The sequence below is a fragment of the Gelidibacter salicanalis genome (genome assembly GCF_016469035.1).
GTDB lineage: Bacteria > Bacteroidota > Bacteroidia > Flavobacteriales > Flavobacteriaceae > Gelidibacter > Gelidibacter salicanalis_A.
On the sequence record NZ_JAEHJZ010000036.1, the window covers coordinates 72,327 to 91,835 of the forward strand.

A 19,509-nucleotide genomic window follows, 5' to 3' on the forward strand; every position below is an offset into this window, starting at 1 on the left:
CTTCTGTGTTAGGGGTTGAAGTGGCAACCTTTTGCTTTTTCTGCAAAAGATTTTAAAGAAACGCCGACCTTAACTAGTTTTAAGCGTGGGAACTTCCAAATCATTACAAATATACCTCTGAACCTTTATCTTTAAATTCTTGCGATTTTTGATCCATTCCTTTTTGGATGACCTCATTTTCCACAATGTTATTATTAGCGGCAAAATTTCTTACTTCATGTGATATTTTCATGGAACAGAATTTGGGGCCGCACATCGAACAAAAGTGGGCTAATTTTGCACCATCTGCAGGTAAGGTTTCATCGTGATATTCCAGCGCGCGCTCAGGGTCGAGACCTAAATTAAATTGGTCTTCCCATCGAAATTCAAAACGTGCCATACTCAACGCATTGTCCCTATGCTGCGCCCCTGGATGACCTTTTGCCAAATCAGCAGCGTGCGCGGCTATTTTATAGGTAATTACCCCTACCCGTACATCTTCCTTATTGGGCAATCCTAAATGTTCCTTCGGAGTAACGTAGCATAACATGGCACAGCCAAACCAACCAATCATGGCCGCACCAATACCAGAAGTGATATGGTCATAGCCGGGAGCAATATCGGTAGTTAATGGGCCCAAGGTATAGAATGGCGCTTCGTCACAGACTTCGATTTGCTTCTCCATATTTTCCTTGATCATATGCATGGGCACGTGTCCCGGTCCTTCAATAAAACATTGTACCTCGTGTTTACGCGCTATTTTTGTTAATTCTCCCAAAGTTTCCAATTCGGCAAACTGGGCTTCATCATTGGCATCGGCAATAGAACCAGGACGTAAGCCATCACCTAATGAGAACGCAACATCGTATTTTTTTAATATTTCGCAAATATCCTCGAAATGGGTGTATAGGAAACTTTCCTTATGGTGCGCCAAACACCATTTTGCCATTATAGAACCTCCTCTAGAAACGATTCCTGTGACCCGATTGGCGGTCATAGGCACATAACGCAACAGTACGCCGGCATGGATTGTAAAATAATCAACGCCTTGTTCCGCTTGCTCAATCAAAGTGTCGCGAAAAATTTCCCATGTTAAATCTTCAGCAATGCCATTTACTTTTTCCAAGGCCTGATAAATTGGCACCGTTCCCACGGGTACCGGAGAATTACGGATAATCCACTCTCGGGTTTCATGGATGTTTTGACCGGTGGACAAGTCCATAATATTGTCTGCTCCCCATCGACAGGCCCAAACTGCCTTTTCAACTTCTTCTTCAATGGAGGATGTCGTAGCAGAATTACCGATATTAGCGTTAATTTTCACCAAAAAATTTCGTCCCAAAATCATTGGTTCAGCCTCTGGATGATTGATATTGGATGGAATGACGGCACGACCTCTGGCAACTTCATCTCGCACAAATTCTGCAGTGATTTTAGCTGGAATAGAGGCACCAAAGTGTTCTCCTTTGTGCTGCTTTCTAATTTCAGTCATTTCATCAATTCGTTGATTTTCACGAATAGCGATATATTCCATTTCTGGTGTAATAATTCCTTTTTTGGCATAATGTAGCTGTGTTACATTTTGCCCCTCTTTTGCGCGTAGTGGTTTTTTCAACAATGAAAAACGCATATGGTCCAAGTCTTTGTTGTTTAAACGCTGCTTAGAATAGTCTGAAGAAAACTCCTCTAATTCTTCTACATTATCTCTATCTAAAATCCATGGCTCGCGGATTCTTTCAATACCCTGATGTATATCGATATCCTTGTTAGGGTCTGTATATGGGCCGGAGGTGTCATATACGGTTATCGATTCATTGGAAGTCATTTTTCCTGTTAAAGAATCTTTTGTATCACTCAAAGATATTTCACGCATTCCAACTTTGATGTTCGGGTGCATTTTACCTGGTACGTAGATTTTTTTAGAATTTGGAAAAGACTGTCTTGTAATTGTTCCTTGTTTTGGTGCGGTGTCCTTATTTTTCATAATGGAATGATATTAAGTGAATCTGTTTGTATTGAATGAAGGTATTACCCACCTTGAGTAGCTTGAATTATCAAAACAGTGTCATTTTCTAACAATGTTTTAGATTCCCATGAATTTTTTACAACAATGGTATTATTAACTGCGACGGCAATACCATCTTGAGGTGAGTTTATTTGATTAAGTAATTGAAGGATGTTGAAATCGTTGTTGACTTCTATAGATTTCTCGTTAACCCGTAATTTGATCATAGTACAGTATATTTTAAATATGCTGTAAAAATTAAAAGGTTTGAGAAAGGATCAATTTGAAATGAAAGTACAGCCTTAGATGGCGTACAATTATAAAAAGCAGGTCCACACAATTAGGAGTGTGTTTTGTTACTTTTCCCTTCGCTGGTACTAACCGGATCAGGTTCAAAGGGTCTTTCTCAGTTCCAAATATTTAGAACACCCCTAAAGTTTACAGGACAAACTTATTAAAATATTTGTTCCTGTCCCACTTTTAATGATTTTTTTTTATCAGGGACCGACTATTAAGGTGAATTGATTTTTGAGCTGTTAAATTGATTTCGTCAATAGCCCATTGGAGTTGCAGAATTCCAAAGAATTTTCTGATTATCCATGTAAACATGTGATCTGGAGGCTCAGATTTCACTTCTTATAGATACCAAAATAATATCAGAGGTTAGAATATTTTAGTGAAATTTTACATCTCATTCCCTCTTCAAATAAGGTGAAAAACATAACAATCATAAGGGTTATTAAGACCACATTATAGTGGAATGGATCAGATTTTTATTTGAATGATTCAAAAGTAAAACTTCAGAATTTGTAAAAAATGGCATGGCTACCAACTATTAAATGAATGCCCCTTACGAAAAAATAAAGGCTATTTTCAATACAATGTTCTAACAAAAACTTAAGACAAAACCAGCATCAAGAATGCAGCTAAAGAAGCACCTGCAATAGGTCCTAAAACAGGAATCCATGAATAAGTCCAGTCACTGGAAGCTTTATTTTGGATGGGTAAGATGGCATGCATAATTCTTGGACCCAAGTCACGAGCGGGATTGATGGCATAGCCCGTTGTACCACCTAATGACAAACCAATTGACCACACCACCAATGCTACAGGCAAAGCACCTAAAGACCCCAGTCCAATAACAGTTTCCGACTCTGCAATTGACGCATCGGTAAAATAAAGAACTGAAAATATCAATACAAAAGTACCAACGCCCTCACTTAGAAAATTTGAAAACACATTTCTAATAGCTGGCGCAGTGCAGAATACCGCTTTTTTGGCCTGTGGATCTTCTGTGGCCATAAAATGATGTCTATAGACCAACCAGACGGTTCCGGAGCCCATCATGGCGCCAAGCATTTGAGCCAACACATAGGTAGGAACATCTTCCCATGGAAATATACCTGCAACTGCCAGACCTATACTTACGGCGGGGTTTAAATGGGCTCCACTGTGAGGTGATGCCACCACAACGGCCACATAAACCGCCAATGCCCATCCAGTGGTTATAACAATCCACCCACCGTTGTTTCCGATTGTTTTAGTTAACACAACATTTGCAACGACGCCCCCTCCCAAAAGGATTAATAAAGCGGTTCCTATAATTTCTGATATAAATGGTGTCATTCTTTATGTTACTTAGTATTGATTATTAATGTCCATCACGGGAAAGTTGTTTTTTGATTAAAAGAATCATCAATTTCCCAACTAACAATTTAGGTTATTTTTCCTTCGTCCAATATTCCAAAGCATCAATGGCCCGATACCAGCCCTTGATATCTTTCTCTATGTCATCTCTCTTTTCTTTAGGTTTAAAACGTTGGTCGGTCTGCCAAATTTGTTGAATTTCTTCCGGGTTCTCCCAATAACCTACGGCCAATCCAGCTAAAAACGCCGCCCCCATGGCTGTGGTTTCGACAATTTTTGGACGGACAGTTTCTGTATTAAGTACATCGGCCTGAAACTGCATCAACATATCATTGATGGTTGCACCACCATCTACCCGAAGCTCCTTTATGGAAATTCCTGAATCTGCTTCCATAGCTTTTAGGATGTCCATAACTTGATAGGCAATAGATTCCAACGCCGCACGTGCAATATGTGCATCTGTACTGCCTCTGGTCAAGCCAAAAATTGTTCCCTGGGCGTGTTGGTTCCAATGTGGTGCACCAAGACCGGCAAAAGCAGGAACAAAATACACGCCCTCTGAGCTTTCAACTGAACTTGCCAATTTTTCAACATCAGAAGAAGTCCTGATGATTTTCAGACTATCACGAAGCCATTGTACCACGGCACCAGCAATAAATATACTGCCTTCAAAGGCATATGTGGTTTTATCATTAATTTTCCATGCTACAGTTGTCAAGAGATTGTTCTTGGATACGACTGGTTTATCGCCAATATTCATGAGCATAAAACAACCCGTGCCGTAAGTATTCTTCACCATTCCAGGTTTAGTACACATTTGACCAAATAAAGCTGATTGTTGGTCTCCTGCAATTCCTGCTATCGGAATTTTCGCATCATAAAATGTAGAATTGGTATGTCCATAAACTTCACTGGATGCCTTTACCTCAGGCAACATACTTCTTGGAACGCTCAACAGTTCCAACAGTTCATCATCCCAGTCCATAGTATTAATATTGAAAAGCATTGTTCTGGATGCATTGGTAACGTCCGTAATGTGCTTTTCTCCCTTGGTAAAATTCCATACCAACCAAGAATCAATGGTTCCTAAAATGAGATCTCCCGCTTCCGCACTTTCCCTTGCACCTTTCACATTATCCAAGATCCACTTCACTTTTGTACCAGAAAAATAGGAATCAATAACAAGCCCCGTCTTTTCTCTAATGAGATCGTTCTTACCTTGTTTCTTCAGATCATCGCAATAACCGGAGGTTCTTTTATCCTGCCAAACGATAGCATTATATATAGGTTTTCCAGTTTTTTTATTCCAAACCACAACGGTCTCACGCTGATTGGTTATTCCGATGGCCGCAATATTCTCTATGTTTAAACCTTTTTTTGCAATTGCTTCTGCCGCAACGCCTGTTTGTGTGGACCAAATTTCCAATGGATCATGTTCTACCCAACCTGGCTTGGGAAAATATTGGGTAAATTCCTTTTGAGCAATTGAAATTATCGCACCCTTTTTATTAAAGATGATAGCTCTGGAGCTTGTTGTACCTTGGTCTAAAGCAAGTATGTATTCCGCCATATTAAATTGTTTTTAAGTTTATAAATAGATTTAGAACATTCCCAAATACTTAAGAATGATATCAACTATAGTATATATTGATTTGCCAATTGCCTAAATTCTTCTATCTGTGCTTCCTTCCATCCGTCAGCTTTACCTAAATACTGTGATAAAACTTCAGCCACATAGGGCGCGACCTCTTGGGCTGCCTTAGCATCCAAAAATAAAATTCGTACGCGTCGTGCTAGGACATCTTCAACCGTTCGCGCCATTTCATTAGTAACGGCCCAGACCACCTCCGCCTTTAAAAATTCTAACCGTGGGTGTAATTTTTCACCCAATTCTGGAGATGTTGATATCAGTTGTTCAATGGCTTTTTGATCAGTACCATATATATAAAGATGGTCTGAATCATCAGCTGAACCATCGGCTCCGTGAATAGCCAGATGTTTCGTCCGACAATCTTTATGGGGTAATTTTCCCAATGATATTGCCTTATTCATGGTGTCTTGCGCCATTCTTCTATACGTAGTCCACTTACCGCCAGTGATCGTCATCAACCCAGAGTCGGATACTATGACCTTGTGGCTCCTTGAAATTTCCTTTGTTTTTTCTGAAGCGTCCTTTGGAGCTGCCAAGGGACGCAATCCGGCAAATATGCTCAGGACATCACTTCTTGAAACCGTTTTATTCAAATATGCATTCGCCGTTTCCAAAATAAAATCAATCTCCTTTTCCAAGGGCTTTGGCTCCAAACTGTGACTGTCCAATAAGGTATCTGTCGTTCCCACCACGACGCGATTATGCCAAGGCACTAAAAAAAGCACCCGACCATCGGTCGTTTTAGGGATCATAATGGCATCTTCACCAGGCAAAAAAGAGCGATCCAACACCAAATGAATGCCTTGGCTTGGCCTGACCGTATTTTTCGCATCTGATTTATCCATCTGAAGGATCTCATCGGTAAATACGCCAGTGGCATTAATGACCACTTTAGCATTGAGTTGATAATCAACACCACCATCTGCATCTCTTGCCATGACCCCACTCACTTTTCCCTCTTTGTTTTTTAGCAATTTGCAAACCTTAAAATGATTTAAAGCCGTCGCCCCCTGCTCAATGCAGGTTTGGGCAATGTTGACTGCCAATCGGGCATCGTCAAATTGACCATCGTGGTAGACCACCCCGCCTTTAAGATGATTGGTTTGGATGGTAGAAAGCCGTTTGGAAGTTTTCTTTTTTGAAATACGGATGGAGGAGCCAAAACTCAACTTACCCGCTAACAAATCATAAATTTTCAGACCTACCGTGTAAAGAATGGTGTCCCACCAATTATAGTTTGGAATAATAAACGACTGATTTTTAACGAGGTGAGATGCGTTTTTGAGCATCAAACCTCTTTCATACAGAGCTTCTTTGACCAAGTCAATATTACCTTGAGCCAAATAACGTACACCACCATGAACCAGTTTCGTACTTCTGCTGGATGTACCTTTTGCAAAATCGGATTGCTCCAAGAGAAGTGTTTTAAACCCTCTAGTCGCACTGTCCAATGCTACGCCCAAACCCGTAGCACCACCACCTACGATAATAACATCCCAATCTTGGTTGTCAACTATTTGTTTTAATAATGTTTCTCTACTGAACAATTTGCTTGTATTTAGTACTATTACTTTCTTTTCATTTAAAAATACGGGTTCCTAAAGACCATTTTTTTTCTAAAAATCTCATTTTCATGACTTTTGATCCTTACTTAAAATCATATAAGAGTCAGAATTTTTATTTTAAAAAATGTCCATAGAATTCTTTTATTGTGAAGTTTTAGGGCTTAACTTTTGGATTACTCTTATTAGGCTTTATACGTCTTTCTTGGGATATATATTCATAATCACCTGTTGGAATGTCATTGCTGTACACCGTAAGTCCTCCGTACTTGTCCCAATATTTCTTAACAGTATATCCATCCATGGCTCCTGCATGTTCCCCTTTTTCAACTTTACTGTCATCAGGATTTACAATCATTTTAATTCCAACGGATTCGTTCATCATTTCTAGATCGCCCCTGCTATTTCCTGCAACAAATAAAGGACGGGACTTTATAACGGTTTGTATTGCTTCTGCCTTACCGTAATCCTGTGGAATTGGATAGACCATGTTATCGGTTATCTTACCATGGCTAATAACAGATTTAACACCTATGATTCGATTAACAGGTATTCCTAAATTTTCACTGACAAATTTTTGATATAAAACTTCTGGAGATGCGGTTAATACCCAAATTTCAAACCCATATGTTTCTAGATTAGCTAAAAGCTCACGCATTTCAGGATAGAATTTTGTCTGATACATTTCATGAAAATAATAATTGCCAACGGCTTCCATTTCATCTGGAGATAAGCCAGAAAAGAACTTAATTCGATTGGTGACATAATTCGTACCCACATTGTCACCTTCCGATAAATTTTTTATAATCGCCATTTTAGCTTTTGATATACTATCATTTCCATTGGCATATCTGTCTTTAGCAAAGGCGTACATGGCTTCATCAGCTAAATAATGGGGGGCTTGTCCAAACAATGTACCGTCACAATCCAACACAGCCACTTTGCGCTCCTTGATAATTAAGGTGGAATTTAAGAAGCTTTTAATTTTTTGGTTGGTATCTAATGGCCAACTATCAATTGGTTTATAAGATTGTGTATATGCGGATACGAAACATAATAAGAAAAATGGAAGCAGTAATAATTTGTTACACTTGGTCAAAAATTTCATAATGACAGTTTAGTTTTTGTTTAAAATTTTAAAAAGCAATTCTGGTTCGTTGGTGGTAATATAATCTACTTTGTTGTCCAACAAAGTCCTCATATCTTCTTCTTTATTTACCGTCCAATAGTTGACCGTCATGCCCAAATCATGAGCTTCCTTTATCCAATGGGGATTTTTTAAGAAGGTTTTAAAATTATAATCTATTCCTGTGTAACCCACCAAAAAAGCTTCGGCCGGGGTTTTATCACCATTAAGATATGCTACCTTAGCTTTTGGGTCTAGTTTTTTTATCAATTGACCAGCTTCATAGCTAAAGCAAATATATTCTACCATTGACTGTGCGTTTAAACTTTTCACCATATCCACAGCCATTTCTGTTAATTTCAATGTTCTTTCCAAACCAGCAGGGGCCTTTTTAATTTCCAAGATCAATTTGGTCTTTTTTTGTTTAAGGCCTTCCTCCAAATATGCTTTAACGGTAGGTATCTTCTCACCATTGGTATGTTCCTTAACCAATAGCTCGCTATAAGTGGAGGTTTCAATATCAATCCCCATAAAGTCCTTATCGTGATTTACAACCATTATATCATCTTTTGAAAGATGGATATCAAATTCAGATCCATAACACCCTAGCGATATAGCTTTTTTAAGGGAAGCAATTGAGTTTTCTGGTAAGCCTGAGGCCTTCCATGCTCCCCTATGGGCAATAACGGGATTATTAACACTTTTGCAACTGGCAAGCATCACTAAGAAAACGAGTAATAATGCCATTCTTGAATAGGTTTTAAAAGATAAAATAGTTCTTGTCATAGGTGTTTTATTAAAATTATTTTGATGCCAGTAATAGAGCCAATCAAGATCTAAAAATGCTCACAAACAAGGATAACTTATATAATTAGATCATATCATAAGTAAAAGCTTTTGGTCGAACCATGCTTTCACGAAATACATTGCCAAAACGGTCTGTTACTTTAATCTCCAATGTAGTATTGGGTGCCGAAGCGGTGACCTTAAATATATGTGGGGTTTTATTAGTTACGAAAGCTTCGGTTGGAACTGCTCCAGCATTTAAACGCAGCGCATCATAGGAAATAATATGTAATGGATCTTTTGCATTTATCCTTTTAGTTGACAGTTCTATCCCATTTTCTTTAACTTCAATTTTCCAATTCTTTTCAAAGGCCCAAACGTTAATCAAAACTTCATTGTTATTATTTGGCTGTCCATAAGATTCCACATAGGGGGCCAAATCAGCATCTGTAGCTTTAGGCGCAAAATTAGCAGCGGTAATGTGTACAGAATTCAAATCATAAGTTCGAAATTGATAATCCTCATTATGTCCAATTCCCTTATAGATCCAATCTAGATTTTTTCCATTCATTCTCCAAACACCATAACCTCCGGGACTACCGTCTTTACAGATATGATTGTCGGCATAACCGTTTTTACCTGTCCACCACCAAGTCGCACATATAGCCCCTGTATTGTGCTCCATTAAATTTGACGCTTCCTCTACTCTATAATTTACATGGACATGGCCGGTCAATACATGGACTGTAGAGAAATCATGTAAGGCGTCAATCAAAGCACTTCCATTGTCCAGGTTAACTTTATTAATCTGATTACCATTTACATCAAGGGTTGGCTTACTATATAATGGGACATGCATCGCCACTACAACAGGGGTACCTTTGTCTGTTATGGCTGCAAGATCTTTTTTTAACCATTTGATCTGTTCAGAATCAATGGAATAATTATAATTACGACTGCCAACAGTTCCTGGGGAGCCCCCCGTATTTATATATTCAACATTATCCAGCACAACATAATGGATCTTACCTAAATTGAACGAATAATACGTTGGCCCAAGAACTTCCCTGTATTCATTTTCAGCTTCCCAATCATTGGCAAAATAAGGGTCATAATCATGGTTCCCTATTAAATTAAAAACAGGACAATTGAGCATATTCATATACGGTACATACTCTTTCAGGGCAAAATTATTATTGTACCAATAGGTATCCCAAGTCATATCACCTAAGGTCAGTACATACACTTTGGTGCCATCTGCGGAATATTTATCAATACTTGCATTGACATCTGGAAGAACCTTACCGGTATATTGATCAATATCATTGTTGCGATTGGCCAAGTGCCAATCAGCCATAGGTATAACCACGTGCTTCTCATTATCGACCTTAATCAAAGAAAAATCTTTTTGTTCAACGGTGCTTACGCTATTACTTAAGCGCTTAAAGAATTGGGGTATATTTCCAACGGTGGTTGCCTCATAGTTACCAGGAATTGAAATAAATACAAATCCCGTTTTTTTAAGGGAAGGAAGATAATAGATCCCTTTATCATCTGTGACCGTAACTTCATACCCATCTGAAACAACTACCCCTGCAATACCTTCTCCATCAGAGAATACCATCCCCTTTACCGTCATGCCACCAATATCAGGAATATTAGTATCTGCAATCAGGTTAAACAGGGTGGATCCTAACACTAAGCTCAAGGTGCCCCGAGTGACTGAAATCTTATAATTTCCGGTAGTAAATGTTGCCGGTAAAATGAAACTTACATCTTTATCAGAAACGGCCGAGGCATCACTGGTAAAGGTTATGCTAGCGTCTGAAATTGAGACAAATTTAAAAGTATCTACTATTTTAAAGCCTCTTCCACTAAAAATTACAGCACCTCCTTCAACGACATCAATATTTGAGGGAATTGAAACTTCTGAAATATTCAGACCAATATTTTGGTCAATGTCATCAACCCCATTTTTGCTACAGTTGGTAAATGCCATACCACTTATTCCAGCAAATGTAGTGAGGCTGCCTACCTTAAGAAATTTTCTTCTACTATTCTCCATTTATGATATCTTTTTGTTATTCTATGATTTTCACTTTAATATCATCAAGAAAAATACGATTCTTACCTTTTCCAACTCCCACAAGATTAAAATCACCTCCCAGAAACCTCAATTGGGTTTCAGCAGTGGCACCCATAATTATAAACTCATAAGTGCTTTCTTCCTTTAACCAAATGTCGGTACTATCAGGATCTTCATCATAATCTGGCCAATTATCAACTGTAAATGAGTTAACGCTCGTAGTCCCAGGCCCTACCACACTTACCTTCAAATTATTGTCGTCTTCTGTACCACCCTTTGTTTTATAAGGAACCGCTTTAAAAGTGACCTTAACATTGGTAGGTTCTGTCAGGGCTGAGAGAGCCGGTGAAATTAAATCGCCGCCATAACCTGTTTTACCTAATTTAAGAAACCCAGTACGTGCATATACTACTTTTTGATTGCCCGCATCTTCACTGACAGTACTGTTCCATCCTCTAGCCATCTCATCAGCTGTCCAAGAATCCATTCTAGTTTCTCCTGAAGTCGTATAAAATATGGTACTACCGTAGTTTAACCAATCAAAATTTTCTTCTAATATCACATTTCCAGAAGATTGAGTAATCAAAACCTCTTTAGTCAAATCAGGGTAGCCTGCAGAACTGATAATTAATTTAGTGCTACGTTCATCACCTCTGTTTTTGGAAGCAAGAAGTACGATTTTAGTTTCAGAGACTTCAACTTCGCTCAACCAATCACCGTTTTCTAATGTATAATTCCAATCAACGTTTGCTTTTACAGGAATAGCGACATTACCCTCTGCCGAAGGAATTGAAATGCCATCCGCAGCATCTTGTAGAATAATAAAAGGAACATTTGCCTCTTGATCTACACGAAAGAGAATAGGCTGTTCTTTTCCGTCTACTATGAAAGCAAAATTCACACTTCGTGCATCAAAAGTTGTATTTTCCTTAACTGTAAATTTAAAAATCCCATCATCCTTACCTTCTGAAGGAAACACCTTTACCCAATCTACATTTTCTTGTGCCACAATTTGCCAAGCACCGTTGGAACGTACAGTATAAGATTTAGAAACTCCTTTAATGTCTGTTACAATTCCAGTTGGATTTTCTTCGATATTGAAATACGATTCGCTTTCAATCACGTCATCATCGTCACTACAAGATATAAATACAAGAGCGCATAGACATAAGAGAGATGCAAATACCAGTCTTACTGATTTTATATTTAAAATAATTTTTGTGTTCATAATATTTAGATTTTTTCACAATTTTTAATTTCCTCCAGAAATAGCTTGTTTACTCCACCATACAGGTGTTTTCATAGTATTTGGCCCCATTCTATCAATTGCCTCTTGAGCGTTTTTGGAATTTGTTGCCAAAGTGGTTGTAGGATAGGCAAATCTTGTAGGCAAAATGTAATCATTGAATATGGCACCATCTCCAACGGTTAAGACAGGATAGCCCGTACGACGATATTCATGATAGGCTTCCATACCAATCCAAAATAAGGCAAGATATTTTTGGTTGCCTATTAATTCTGCGGTATTGGTCGCCTTGTCCCATGATGCCAAATCAGATTGTAATAACTCAGTAATGTCACTATCCGTAATGGTCACAGGAGTTTCACTGAACTGACCGTATTCTGCCCATTTTTGAACGGAAGCTGTCACTGCATTTTCATAATATTGTTTTGCTTCTGTAGGACCACCTGGGATCAAACCTTTTAAGGATGCTTCAGCCAATATAAATTGCACCTCGGCATAATCCATAAAAGTCGCAGGGGCATTTACTCTAGCTAGTACTGCTGTATTTAACCATGAACTCCCACGGTCAGCAGCACTTTGGTTTTGCTCAGAGACCCCAGCAATGGTTCCTTTCCATATGTTATTGGGATTGGTACTTAGACTTGGGTTTTTCTTTCCTATGATTGGAAGGCGAGGATCAACATAGGTTTGCTCATCATTGATATCTTTTATGACGGTCATTTTTATAAGTTGTTCCGTTAGTTTTCTGCCTGAACTGGTCAGCGTACCTTCATTGGTATCCGCAAATTGACTCCTATAAGGGTCATTGCCCGAGAATACAACGGTTGCATTATCTGCATTGGATGTAAAAATGGGATATAAGGAAGGGTTATTTAATATTTCACTTATTTTTGTTCCTGCATTCATTTCAGGACGACCACTCACCCGCATCAGCAATCGTAAGTATAACGAGTTATTAAATTTTCGCCACTTGTCCATTGATCCCCCATACATACCATCCAATGATGGTTTTTCAAATACGGGATTAGTGGCATAAATAGCATTCGCAGTATTTAGATCCTCAAACATTTGTTCATAAACTTCTTTTTGAGATTCAAACTTTGGCTTTGTTGTGCCATTTGCCTTTCTAGCATTAAAAGCCTCTGAGTAAGGGATATCGCCAAACATATCAGTAAGGTTGGACATGTACAGTACCTTTAAAGTCATTGCTATGGCCTCTAAAGAGCGGTCCTCTTGCTCCACACTCAAATCATACATATGGGTGACATTGTTACCATAGCGACTATAGGCGTTCCATACACTTTGCCAATTGGCATCACTGATAAAATACCGATGTTCTTGGCGTGTAGTCCCTCCTGTGAAAGCCGTAAACTGCACTAATTCGTTGTTCCAATACCATGTATAATTCAGCCAAAAATTGCCGCCATTGTATAATAATGGCTCGAACATACCGCTGGCTTTAATTTGACCAACATTGGTGGTGTTAGGGTTCGTATTTGTTTCTTCAAAATCGGTGGTGCAAGATATCATCACTGTTAGAAATCCAATTATTATAATTTTTATTTTGTGCATATCACTATTTTTAAAATGATTAGAATGAAAATTTGACGTCAAAGCCATAGGATCTTGTCATAGGGAAAGACATGGATTCAATCCCTTTATAAATATCAGAACCATTGAGCATTCCTGTTTCAGGATCGTATTGCGGAAAATCAGTAATTGTAAATACATTTGTAGCGTATACGCCAAAAGTCAAATCCGTGAGAAAACCAGTTTTTTCCATTATTGCCTGTGGCATTCTGTAATTAAGACGCAATTCCTTTAATTTCAAATAAGAGTTGCTAAAGGTGTTGGATTCGGCATTATTACGGTTCCAGACATACGAATTATAATAGGTTTGAATATCCTTGGTAACATTTGTATTCTTTGTATAGGTTACTGTGCCATCAGTACTTTCTACGACATTGACACCCTCATGAACAAGGCCATCATTCCTACCCTCCAAAGAGTTTGTAAGTTTTCCCTGGTAAGAAAGAGCAAAGTTGGTTACTGAAAATGTATTTCCGCCCACTTGGCCTGAAAAGGTAGCTGATAAGGTCAGATTCTTGTATCTAAAGCGCTGTACCATACCGCCTCTCCAATCAGGGTTTACGCTACCCAGTTTTCGGTTTGGCGATTCATCAAGAATTGGATAACCATCAGCGTTCACCAAATGCATTCCTGAAGCATCTATCTCTGTCCCGTTTTCGTCAGTATAGGTAGAACCTTCCGGAGCTCTTTGAAAACCACGGCCATAAAGCTGATGCATTTCCTGACCTACATATGAATAGACGTAAACCCTTCCTCCAATGGTTGTTCCCATATCCGTTTGGAGTGGTTCTTCCGGATCCCAACCTTCTTGGAGGCTGACTAACTTATTTTTATTCTTTGACCAATTAACATCAAATGACCATTCAAAATTTGGAGTCCGAATAGGCACCAAATTGAGGGAGACCTCTAAACCTTCATTAGTAATTTCGCCTGCATTGATTTTTAAACCAGTAGCACCAGTAATTTGATCAACATCTACTGAAACAATTTGATTTGTAGTGGATGAATAATATTTGGTCACATCAAAACCAATACGATTTTTGAAAAGTTTTGCCTCTATACCAACTTCCCAACTCTCTACGTTTTCAGGTTGGATAAGTGGGTCAGGGATTGTCCCTGGCAAGGTATAGCCTCCGGGATATGAAGAGTTTCCGTAATATTGATCTAACGAATAAGGTGAAGTGTCATTACCTACATTAGCCCAAGATAAACGTAATTTTGTAAAATCTACCCAAGGCACATTCTCTTTAAAATCAAAGATTTCATTTGCCAAAATACTTGCAGCAACCGATGGGTAAAAGAAAGACCAATTTCCTTTAGAAAGCGTACTTGACCAATCATTACGTCCTGTAATATCCAAATAATAGGTATCATCCCAACTTAAAGATGCCAAGCCATAAATACTATTGACTATTTTGTTACTTCTGTAATTATAAGGATCAGGAATTACACCAGTTGGAAGATTGGTGGTATGGTATATATTTTCTTCCCCAATTTGACTCAATGTTATTTTACTATTGTGGTACTCATTTATTCTATTATTTGCACCTACCATTGTCAATAGACCAAATCGTCCATCTACAAAATCATTATTGGTGTAACGCAACATGACGGAATTGTTGTTCTCAATAACCCGAACAGTCTGTTCACGATAAAAACCATTCTGATAATCAGCTGTGTAAAAAGGTCTTTGTTGTGTTCTAAATTCGTCTGACCAGTCCAATCCTGAGCCCACTTGCAGCTCAAGGCCTTTCATTAAATCAAAGGTAAAATCAATATTACCAAAAACCCGATTTTTTTTCTGGGCGTTCAACTCCTCATAAAGTGTGCGATAAGGATTAAAGCCGTTTGTAGAAGGATATACTAATCCTTGACCATTTTCTCCTTGGGCAAACCAATTGGCATAATTGTATCTTCCTTCAAAATACTCCTCTTTCCATTCATTGATACTATTGACATTAAAACCCCAGGTTAAAGCATACATTGGATTATTTTCATTGTAACCGCCGCCAGGCATATTATCACTTTCCTTTAGGTAATAATTAATTTTGGCGCTTAACTTTATCTTTTCAGTTACAGGCGTGTTAAACGATAGAGAAACCGACTTTCTGTTGAATCCGGTATTTGGCAAAATCCAATCATTTTTGAAATCGGTTGCAGAGAAGCGTGTAGAGGTTCCCTTTCCATTACTTCCGCTTAGGCTTACGGTATTGCTTGTGGTCAGTCCATTTTTAAATAAACCTGTATACCAATCATCCTGATACACAAAAGGTAATTTTGTAAACTCTCCAGTGTCCCAGTTTTTGGAAGCATATAAATAACGGAGCTTTTCAGGATCAAATTTTTCACCAAAGGTATATCGCGAATAACGCCTAGGAACACTCATGCCGTCTTGGGTCATTTCTGGAGTAAGTTCCCACAGTGAAAATTCATTTTCACCTAAGTCCGAGCCATTTCCATACTCTTTTTGAAAATCAGGAAAATAGCCTGCTCTTTCAAATGTTACCGAAGAGCTAACAGACACTCCCAGACCTTTGTTCTTTTTGCCCGTTTTGGTGGTTATCAAAATAGCGCCATTGGCCGCTCTTGAACCATACAAGGCTGCTGCTGCAGGACCTTTTAATACAGATACCGAAGCAATATCGTCAGGATTGATATCACTTACTCCATTTCCAAAATCAATCGGAGCATCTCCTTGAGCATAATTACTAACACCCCTTGTTGCAGTAGCTCCTGACGTTATAGGAACACCATCAACTACAAATAAGGCTTCATTATTGCCATAGTTCAAGGATTGATCACCCCGCAGAGTAACCCTAATCGATCCGCTGGGCCCGGAACCTGCCTGATCAAAAGTCAAACCGGCAACCTTGCCAGACATCCCATTTAACCAATTGCCTGTTACAGATTTCGTTATTTCCTCTCCGTCAACTTTTGATATAGAATACCCTAAAGACTTTTCCTCTCTTGAAATATTCAAAGCGGTTACGACCACTTCGTCCAAAGCACTGGTATCCTCTTGCATAACGATCTCTAAAAAAGCGCCAGATCTAGTGACAGCCTCTTGTGTCACATATCCTATATAGGAAAAAACCAATACCACATCTCCGGTATCGGTTTTTACACTAAACTTTCCATCAAAATCAGTAACAACACCTTTGGTCGTCCCTTTTACCATAACCGTAGTGCCCGGCAGCGGGCCACCATCTGCATAAACAGTACCTGTTATGCTTTGTGCATGTATATTTGACACCAGTCCAAATAACATCAATAAGCTACAAAATTGAGTAATTTTTTTCATACGAATTTCATTTTATTAAATTCAAAAATAGGTAGTTCAGCTGCCTTCAAGGTTAAACTAATATTATGCTTTAAATTGCTGCAGTCTGATTTTAGTACTTTGTGCTTTCCCATAATGATGGTTTTTTTTGATTATATATTAACGTTAAGCGTAAATTTAACGGCTTTCAAATTATATATCATAATGTTTCACTTTGTTATTTATTACTCAATAATAGACAAAATTTCGTAATCTCGCAAATAAAATGAAACTATTTAAAGCAATATGTAATATAACGAACGTTATATTTAATTATATTCAGCACTACTTAGGGCTTCAGATGGTACAATCTGCCTAGGATTCTAAATTCCAGATAAAATAATCAGAAGACTTCTTTCGCTATTATTAATATTATCATTGCGTTGGTCTTCTTTTTGATCATCGTTTTAATTATTCAAAATTCTCCGAGTCATAGAATTTTGAAACCAACACTACAAATGGATATCCATAAAGAAACCCTTGTTGGGATTTTTTATGGAAACCATTCATTTAATTATATTTGCGAAGGTGATTTGCGAAAATTTTATTAGAAGCACAGCGATTAAGCTTATAGGAAACTATTTTAAATAAATGAAAAGACATCAAACCATATTAGAAAAATTAGCTAAAGAGAAACATCTTGAAGTATTGGATCTTTGTGAAATTCTCAATGTTTCAGCGGTAACTATCCGTAAAGATTTAAGATCGCTGGAAGAAAAGGGCTTATTATTCAGAACGCACGGGGGAGCTTCTTTGGAGAATCCATACATCAATGAAAAGGCGATTGGAGAAAAAGAGAAAATTTCCGTTGAGGAGAAAAACGGTATTGCGGCGTGTGCTGCCCAATTGATTGATGAAAATGATTCTATCATGATTGCTTCAGGTACCACGGTACAAGCGCTATCTAAGTTTATCAAACCCAAACACAAACTAACGGTTATAACGTCTTCACTTTATGTGGTAATGCATCTCATACACGACAAAAACATTGAAATCCTTCAACTTGGTGGCTATATCAGGCATTCTTCGGGTTCCGTCATAGGATCCTATGCCGAACATATCTTGAATAATATTTCCTGTAGCAAACTGTTCTTGGGTGTTGATGGGCTAAATTTAGATTTTGGTCTTTCCACAACAAATTTGGAGGAAGCACAATTAAACAGAAAAATGCTGGCCTCTGCACAGAAAATTATTGTTTTAGCCGACTCTTCCAAATTCGGAAAAAAGAGCTTTGCTAAAATTTGCGACTTCGATCAAATTCATGAACTTATCACTGATAAGGGGCTTTCGCAAATTCTTAAGAAAAAGATTGAAGAAAAAGGCATCAAGGTGACTATAGCATAATAAATTTCAAAAGTTTTGGGGGCATCATAAAGAGGATAGAATTGGTAACGCAAATTATGCTATATGGGTCGCACGAATGTTGCTAAGAGAGATTTAACATAAGAGGGACCTTAAACCAACATCCTCGTATAACAAGCCAAACATCTATTTGATTGGGTTTTACGGAGAATTAGCTCCATTAATTTTGTAATTTACCGAACATAAAAACAGGTTACACCTATTAAATAATTACCAGATGAAAATTAAATTAATAGCTTTTTTATTATTTTTTAACTGCATAAATGCATTCGCATCAGAGGTGGACACCCTAATGGTCGAGAGCAAATCCATGAACAAATTTATTCCTAATATTGTCATCCTGCCAGACAATTATACAACTCAACAAAACGGTTTTTCAGTCGTATACTTGCTACATGGTGCTGGTGGAGATTATACAGATTGGCTTACAAAGGCTCCAGAACTGAGAGCGTATGCAGACACTTACAACATGATCATTGTTTGTCCTGATGGCGGTTCTACAAGTTGGTATTTAGACAGTCCTGTAGACCCAAATATAAAATATGAAACCTATATTTCTAAAGAACTAATCGACAACATCGATAAAAAATACAATACTCTTAAAAAAAGTTCGGCAAGGGCCATTACAGGTTTGAGTATGGGTGGGCATGGCGCATTTTACCTTAGTTTCAGACATCAGGATATTTGGGGCGCAGCAGGGAGCATGAGTGGAGGTTTAGATTTTCGTCCTTTCCCAAACAATTGGGATCTACATAAGCGATTAGGAAATTATTCAGAACACAAAAATAACTGGGAAGAAAACACAGTGATGAATATGGTTTATCTGTTGAAAGGGGACAACTTAAAATTAATATTGGATTGTGGTTTTGATGACTTCTTTTACGATGGCAACAAAAGATTTCACGAGAAATTACTTGAAAGAAATATTCCACATGATTATATTGAACGCCCAGGAAAACATAATTGGAACTACTGGCCAAATTCTTTAAAATATCAATTGTTGTTCTTCAATGATTTTTTTGAATCTTCAAATTCAGATTAAAATTCCTAAAAGTATGCGGAAATTATGTGGCAAATATAGTTAGTCTTGGTTTCTAATGCTTTAGACCTCGAATTTCCAAATTTAAAAAATCATTTTCAGACATTTGAG

General features: G+C 38.0%; 13 protein-coding genes and 1 riboswitch. Of the genes, 2 read left to right on the forward strand and 11 right to left on the reverse strand.

What is annotated here, in order from left to right:
• Positions 1-103 precede the first annotated feature (103 nt).
• The 11 genes from thiC to JEM65_RS15250 all read right to left on the reverse strand — a co-directional run bounded on the left by thiC (position 104) and on the right by JEM65_RS15250 (position 16,979).
• A complete protein-coding gene (gene thiC, locus JEM65_RS15200) occupies positions 104-1,963 on the reverse strand; it encodes a phosphomethylpyrimidine synthase ThiC (protein ID WP_199601257.1) in 1,860 nt (619 codons plus the stop codon).
• Positions 1,964-2,007: 44 nt separating this feature from the next.
• Positions 2,008-2,211 (reverse strand): sulfur carrier protein ThiS, encoded by a 204-nt coding sequence (gene thiS, locus JEM65_RS15205; protein ID WP_199601259.1) that lies wholly within the window; start codon positions 2,209-2,211, stop codon positions 2,008-2,010.
• Between the two features lie 119 nt (positions 2,212-2,330).
• Positions 2,331-2,427, reverse strand: a riboswitch (TPP riboswitch).
• A gap of 454 nt (positions 2,428-2,881) precedes the next feature.
• Entirely contained in the window at positions 2,882-3,610 is a 729-nt protein-coding gene (locus tag JEM65_RS15210; RefSeq protein ID WP_199601261.1) for an MIP/aquaporin family protein, read from the reverse strand.
• A gap of 94 nt (positions 3,611-3,704) precedes the next feature.
• Positions 3,705-5,201, reverse strand: a complete 1,497-nt coding sequence (gene glpK, locus JEM65_RS15215) for a glycerol kinase GlpK (protein ID WP_199601263.1) — start codon at positions 5,199-5,201, stop codon at positions 3,705-3,707.
• A gap of 65 nt (positions 5,202-5,266) precedes the next feature.
• A complete protein-coding gene (locus JEM65_RS15220) occupies positions 5,267-6,829 on the reverse strand; it encodes a glycerol-3-phosphate dehydrogenase/oxidase (protein WP_199601265.1) in 1,563 nt (520 codons plus the stop codon).
• A gap of 172 nt (positions 6,830-7,001) precedes the next feature.
• Positions 7,002-7,952 (reverse strand): HAD family hydrolase, encoded by a 951-nt coding sequence (locus JEM65_RS15225; RefSeq protein ID WP_199601267.1) that lies wholly within the window; start codon positions 7,950-7,952, stop codon positions 7,002-7,004.
• Between the two features lie 9 nt (positions 7,953-7,961).
• Positions 7,962-8,756 carry a glycerophosphodiester phosphodiesterase gene (locus tag JEM65_RS15230; RefSeq protein ID WP_233530677.1) on the reverse strand — a complete coding sequence of 265 codons (795 nt, stop codon included), beginning with the start codon at positions 8,754-8,756 and terminating at the stop codon, positions 7,962-7,964.
• An 85-nt stretch (positions 8,757-8,841) separates the two neighbouring features.
• Positions 8,842-10,821, reverse strand: coding sequence for a calcineurin-like phosphoesterase C-terminal domain-containing protein (locus JEM65_RS15235; RefSeq protein WP_199601269.1), 1,980 nt, complete (start codon positions 10,819-10,821; stop codon positions 8,842-8,844).
• Between the two features lie 16 nt (positions 10,822-10,837).
• Positions 10,838-12,070, reverse strand: a complete 1,233-nt coding sequence (locus JEM65_RS15240) for a BACON domain-containing protein (RefSeq protein WP_199601271.1) — start codon at positions 12,068-12,070, stop codon at positions 10,838-10,840.
• Between the two features lie 24 nt (positions 12,071-12,094).
• Positions 12,095-13,660, reverse strand: coding sequence for a SusD/RagB family nutrient-binding outer membrane lipoprotein (locus JEM65_RS15245; RefSeq protein ID WP_199601273.1), 1,566 nt, complete (start codon positions 13,658-13,660; stop codon positions 12,095-12,097).
• A gap of 19 nt (positions 13,661-13,679) precedes the next feature.
• A complete protein-coding gene (locus tag JEM65_RS15250) occupies positions 13,680-16,979 on the reverse strand; it encodes a SusC/RagA family TonB-linked outer membrane protein (protein ID WP_199601279.1) in 3,300 nt (1,099 codons plus the stop codon).
• Positions 16,980-17,588: 609 nt separating this feature from the next.
• Here JEM65_RS15250 and JEM65_RS15255 point away from each other — a divergent pair.
• Both JEM65_RS15255 and JEM65_RS15260 read left to right on the forward strand, forming a co-directional pair.
• On the forward strand, positions 17,589-18,341 hold the full coding sequence (locus tag JEM65_RS15255; RefSeq protein WP_199601281.1) for a DeoR/GlpR family DNA-binding transcription regulator: 753 nt from the start codon (positions 17,589-17,591) through the stop codon (positions 18,339-18,341).
• A gap of 235 nt (positions 18,342-18,576) precedes the next feature.
• The gene (locus JEM65_RS15260) at positions 18,577-19,401 is read left to right on the forward strand and encodes an alpha/beta hydrolase (protein WP_199601283.1); all 825 of its coding nucleotides are present in this window, start codon (positions 18,577-18,579) and stop codon (positions 19,399-19,401) included.
• Positions 19,402-19,509 lie beyond the last annotated feature (108 nt).

Coding starts and splice junctions, on each gene's coding strand:
- JEM65_RS15230 (WP_233530677.1), bottom strand. CDS start 8,756: ATGACAAGAACTATTTTATCTTTTAAAACCTATTCAAGAATGGCATTA.
- JEM65_RS15255 (WP_199601281.1), top strand. CDS start 17,589: ATGAAAAGACATCAAACCATATTAGAAAAATTAGCTAAAGAGAAACAT.
- JEM65_RS15245 (WP_199601273.1), bottom strand. CDS start 13,660: ATGCACAAAATAAAAATTATAATAATTGGATTTCTAACAGTGATGATA.
- thiC (WP_199601257.1), bottom strand. CDS start 1,963: ATGAAAAATAAGGACACCGCACCAAAACAAGGAACAATTACAAGACAG.
- JEM65_RS15210 (WP_199601261.1), bottom strand. CDS start 3,610: ATGACACCATTTATATCAGAAATTATAGGAACCGCTTTATTAATCCTT.
- thiS (WP_199601259.1), bottom strand. CDS start 2,211: ATGATCAAATTACGGGTTAACGAGAAATCTATAGAAGTCAACAACGAT.
- glpK (WP_199601263.1), bottom strand. CDS start 5,201: ATGGCGGAATACATACTTGCTTTAGACCAAGGTACAACAAGCTCCAGA.
- JEM65_RS15250 (WP_199601279.1), bottom strand. CDS start 16,979: ATGAAAAAAATTACTCAATTTTGTAGCTTATTGATGTTATTTGGACTG.
- JEM65_RS15235 (WP_199601269.1), bottom strand. CDS start 10,821: ATGGAGAATAGTAGAAGAAAATTTCTTAAGGTAGGCAGCCTCACTACA.
- JEM65_RS15260 (WP_199601283.1), top strand. CDS start 18,577: ATGAAAATTAAATTAATAGCTTTTTTATTATTTTTTAACTGCATAAAT.
- JEM65_RS15240 (WP_199601271.1), bottom strand. CDS start 12,070: ATGAACACAAAAATTATTTTAAATATAAAATCAGTAAGACTGGTATTT.
- JEM65_RS15225 (WP_199601267.1), bottom strand. CDS start 7,952: ATGAAATTTTTGACCAAGTGTAACAAATTATTACTGCTTCCATTTTTC.